This window comes from Thermodesulfovibrionia bacterium, from assembly GCA_030646035.1.
Classification (GTDB): Bacteria; Nitrospirota; Thermodesulfovibrionia; order UBA6902; family UBA6902; genus JACQZG01.
Genome location: JAUSMY010000052.1, coordinates 1 through 4,270, shown reverse-complemented (window position 1 = coordinate 4,270; position 4,270 = coordinate 1). Strand labels below are relative to the sequence as shown.

At 45.2% G+C, this 4,270-nt stretch carries 2 protein-coding genes and 1 tRNA gene; 1 reads left to right on the top strand and 2 read right to left on the bottom strand.

Going from position 1 to position 4,270, the window contains the following annotated elements; genetic code table 11:
* Window positions 1–214: 214 nt before the first annotated feature.
* Entirely contained in the window at window positions 215–3,316 is a 3,102-nt protein-coding gene (locus Q7U10_08095) for a CHC2 zinc finger domain-containing protein (protein ID MDO8282563.1), read from the bottom strand.
* 196 nt (window positions 3,317–3,512) lie between these two features.
* Between Q7U10_08095 and Q7U10_08090 the strand changes: the two genes are divergently transcribed.
* Window positions 3,513–3,586 (top strand) — tRNA-Glu (locus Q7U10_08090).
* Between the two features lie 23 nt (window positions 3,587–3,609).
* Here Q7U10_08090 and Q7U10_08085 read toward each other — a convergent pair.
* The gene (locus tag Q7U10_08085) at window positions 3,610–4,005 is read right to left on the bottom strand and encodes a hypothetical protein (protein MDO8282562.1); all 396 of its coding nucleotides are present in this window, start codon (window positions 4,003–4,005) and stop codon (window positions 3,610–3,612) included.
* Between the last annotated feature and the right edge of the window lie 265 nt (window positions 4,006–4,270).

The window sequence follows — 4,270 nt, the reverse complement described above, 5'->3', positions numbered from 1 at the left end:
CCATAATTCCCCCATCTTCCCCCATAGTTCCCCCACAACTTCCCCCTATAAAACATATAAATTAATATTTAAAATTAATAAGTTATAGAATTAGGGGGAAGATGGGAAGTATTCTGATGAAAAAATCGCCTCCCAAATTTCAAGCTTAAATAAAAAAAATATACAATTACGCTGTAACTTATTGATTTATCGAGTATTATTATTTTTATTCTCTTCATACTATCGGCCTCAGTTTTTTTGAGAATCTCCAGTACCATTTACCCCTGACTTTCTTATACTGCATTTGACCCTTCTTCTTTGATACGATATCCCAACCACCCTTCTGCAGGATATGCTTATCATTAGAAATCCTCGCCCCCAGTGCAGTCGGACCGTCAAAAGGATTGCGAGTATGCTGGTTGGCACAGTACCGGTTCAATAGAGTGTAGAGATCCGCCGCAGGAATGATGATCTCCAACCGCTGCACCTGCTCTAAGAAATCATCTGGATCGTCAGAGTCTGCATCATCCATCTTCTCTGTGAGATAGAAGGTCTCCATGTATTCAGGGTCATCGAATATATAAACACCGATACCCTCTCCCTTATATGAACCTTCCCCTGACAGATTCGGATAAGGCGCCTCAAACTCAGGATGCGACTGATAGGTGATGCTATTCAGTCCTTTACCACGGATTTTTATATAAACTTCCTTGGCGAGCCCGTCCATAACATTCAGCAGCGTGCTTGAGTCCACGGCCGTCTGGCTCTCCTGTTCATTCCAGCTTTCAATCCAGTGCTTCAGGATCATACTCGCCTGTGTCTTTATCGGAGTCTCTTTCTTCCACGGGATATGCTCAAGCAGTGACTCAAGGATGATCATCATCATACAGATGTGCTCATTGTTTCTGTCTTTATAATGTCCGGGGAACTCAGTCTGTATATGTTTCGACCAGAAGGATCTCTCCGCCAGATTAGGTAGGACCTTCCGGCCGACCATCTTTAATATGGAAGAAAGGATGAGCGAACGCTTTTTAATAATCTGGCGCATGACCTCATCGTGCATATATCCCGGAAGCTTCCACTGCGGCTCAAGCTGCAATGGAAATGTTCTGTTCACAAGTTCCGGCAGCCTGCCCGGAAACGCCTCGATGCTTGTGATAATAGCCATAGTGAAAAGTTTCTGATAAAGCACCTCTGTATCAGAGCCACCTTTTGCTTTTGGTTTGTGCGAACTGTTGGCCAGGAGCAGGAGAAAATCTACTGTCCCAATCGTAAGGTTGCGGTTCTCCACATTGTCCATGAACAAGAAAGGGTTCGCTGCTGCCACTCTGGTCTCAGCGGCGCCAGTGCCTTTACCAACATAACTCTCTCCATAGAAGAGCTGGCTGATTCTCTCAGCTACTTTTGACTTTCCAATCTTACTTGAGGCAATGATCTGCAAAAGTCCCCTGTCAGATTGATAGTTCATCAAGTAAGCAGAGATCATCCAGCACACCATGAAGTACCGCATCTGTCCCTCACATGGAGTTGTATCCATCAGAAGCTCTTTGAGCGCCGCAAAGCCTTCGGCTTCGCTTGGGTTATGAGTATAATTAAAACTTTTGATTTGAGGACTGGAAGACAGAAGGACTGAATATTGATTCGTCCCGTTGTCAATGACCTGAGGATCCTCACCAGGCTCGATCTGAATGATCTTGTTGTGATTAGAGTTGAGGTTCAGGAAGATTATGTCCTTCTCCCTGTTCGTATACAGCCAGGTCATCATATCAACCAACTCGCCTCGCATATTGCAGAGGTTCTCAAGAAAGTACCATACAGTGCTTCCAGGACGCTCCACAGCAGCCAAACGGGTCAACTCCTGCATCAGTGTATTAAAGTCAAGGTTATTACCTATGAGATAGATTTTGCGTTGATAAAATACATAGCACTTGCCGTCTACGGTCTTAAAGAATCTCGCGCCGCTTCCATTATTGAACCACTTGAATATATGCTCCGCTATCTCAAGCGGTTCAGCTTTTTTTATTCCTGCGGCTCCATGGAATTTATTGGAGAGTTCCTTATACAGATCTGTCGAGTTCCTGACGAGTTCTTCTACCGCATTGACTGATATCCCTATCGATGTTGCCGCCAGGTCAATAAGTATTTCCTGTTCAGCTCTTGACGGTATCGTATTGATCAATGCAGACAAGCCCCTCTCTGTGAATACATCGAGACTGTCTTTACTGCTTTCAATCTCTGCAAGCTGCTGCAGTTCCCATGTGAGCGGATCTACAGATTTCTCCCTCAGCTCCCGTATCTTCGAGCGGACGCTATTTGGGGACTCCCCTGCCTTCAGAAGACCTTGTATATATTCATCCGCATCCTTACTCTCACCGGGATGAGTGATTATCTTCAGTGTTATGTCAGCGCCGGTCAGCTTCTTGTATATGAACTCAATATGGTGCGCCCCTCCGGTGCGTTTCTTTATATTCTTTTGCTTGTCTTTATCAAACCAGAGGTACACAGTCTTGCCGGCAGAGAAGTTCTTCAGGAGGCGTATCTGATCCTCTCCCGGAGCCCCTGCAGTGCCTATCACATTATTAAGGCCTATATCCATCAAGCTGGCGATATCATTCTCACCCTCAACCATAATACAGTCATCTTTACCTAACGCCCGGAAGTTAAGGAACCATATTTTTTTAATACCCTCAAGCATCAATCCCGGATACTTCTTTGTCGGGTCCTTAGATGTGAATGAGATAACCTTCCCGTCATGATCGATAACCGGAAAGACAGCAAGCCCTTTCCAGAAATAATCTTTGATGATACCGTCGCCTTTATCCTCTCTGGCAAGGCCGTATTTTAGTATCTTTGCATCGGTGAATCCTTCCTTCCTAAGAAAAGGCAGAAGCTTGTCAGTAGCATAGCCGACCTGCATCCCATAAAGCGTATTCTCAGAATGTCCCCGTGTTTCAGTAAACCACTTATACCCTGCTGAGATTTGAGATGTTTGACTAAGATAATGTTCAGCAGCCAGCCGGTACATGCGCTCCTGATAACTCTCGGCCTTTTCCTTTTGCTTCTCGCGGGTGATCTCCACGCCTGCGATTGCTGCGGCACGGAGCAAAGCCTCATTTGCATTAAGTTCGTGATACCCCTGCAGGAACGTGAATACATCACCCGACGCTTCACACTGGAAGCATTTATAACTCGCGCCATCATTATAAAATGCAAAGCAATTATGCCCCGTGCAGAAGGGACATTCTTCCAAGTGCTTACCTTTCATTGTGAAGCCTGTCTCCTGTGTGATCACTGCTTGAAGGGAGAGGCGGTTTTTTACGTTATCAAAGTCGTTCATTTATTTTTATTCTTTGTTGTATAGAACCTGTCGGCCATGAACTCGCTACCATCATTTTCACCCTTGTCCTTTGGCTTAATTGACTACAATTTGTAGACAGTTTTGTCTACAAATTGAGTGATTTTGAGTGATTTTGACAGTTTCGTAAAAAATAGCTATACTACTAAGCTCTTTAAATTGTTGATTTTATTGCTTTGGTCCCATCGTCTAGTGGCCTAGGACGTCGCCTTTTCATGGCGAAGATCGCGGGTTCGACTCCCGCTGGGACCGCAATGTAAGGCGACTAGAGTTACCTAGCCGCCTTCGTGTTGAATCATGGCCTCCTCCATTTCGGCCTCTGCTTCATGGATTTTCTCTAGAGTCAGGCGCAGAGATAGGGGAAGTTGCCGTTCGTAGTCAAGTTGCGCTAGCTTAGCGCGAGCTTGTCTGATTAGTTCGGCGAGAATATCCCTTTCGTTGGCCGCTTCCGATCGAAGTAGTCGAGCCTCCAAACTAACAATCCACTCCCTAAGAATTCTGCTCCTTAGATCGCTACGGACATCAAGTTCAGTCGCTCGTCCTTGCTCTTTTTGTTTGCCTTTGTGACGAACCAAGAGCCAAGAAGCTGCCCCTAGGGCAGCTAGACCAGCTCCAATACCCCACAATGCCTTCGTATTGAGCTTTTTGGTTTCTATTTCTCGCTTACTCAAAAGGTACACCTCCTTAAGCAGGTTGATATTACCACAGATTTCAGCGACCCTTAATGTATGCGTAGAGGGTTTACCTTAATTGAAGTTCTAACAGTTATAGCAATAATTGGTATCCTGGCGTCACTAGGAGCCTACACTTACGTTGTAGCACTAACACGCTCACGTGACAGTCAAAGAGTTGCAGACTTGCAATTCATTCGTAATGGATTGGAACAATTTTACGTTGATAATCGAAGCTATCCAATTTTTCAGGGGACAGATAGCC

Bases quoted from the DNA above. Each gene is read 5' to 3' on its own strand.
- Q7U10_08095 (MDO8282563.1), bottom strand. From the start codon at position 3,316: ATGAACGACTTTGATAACGTAAAAAACCGCCTCTCCCTTCAAGCAGTG.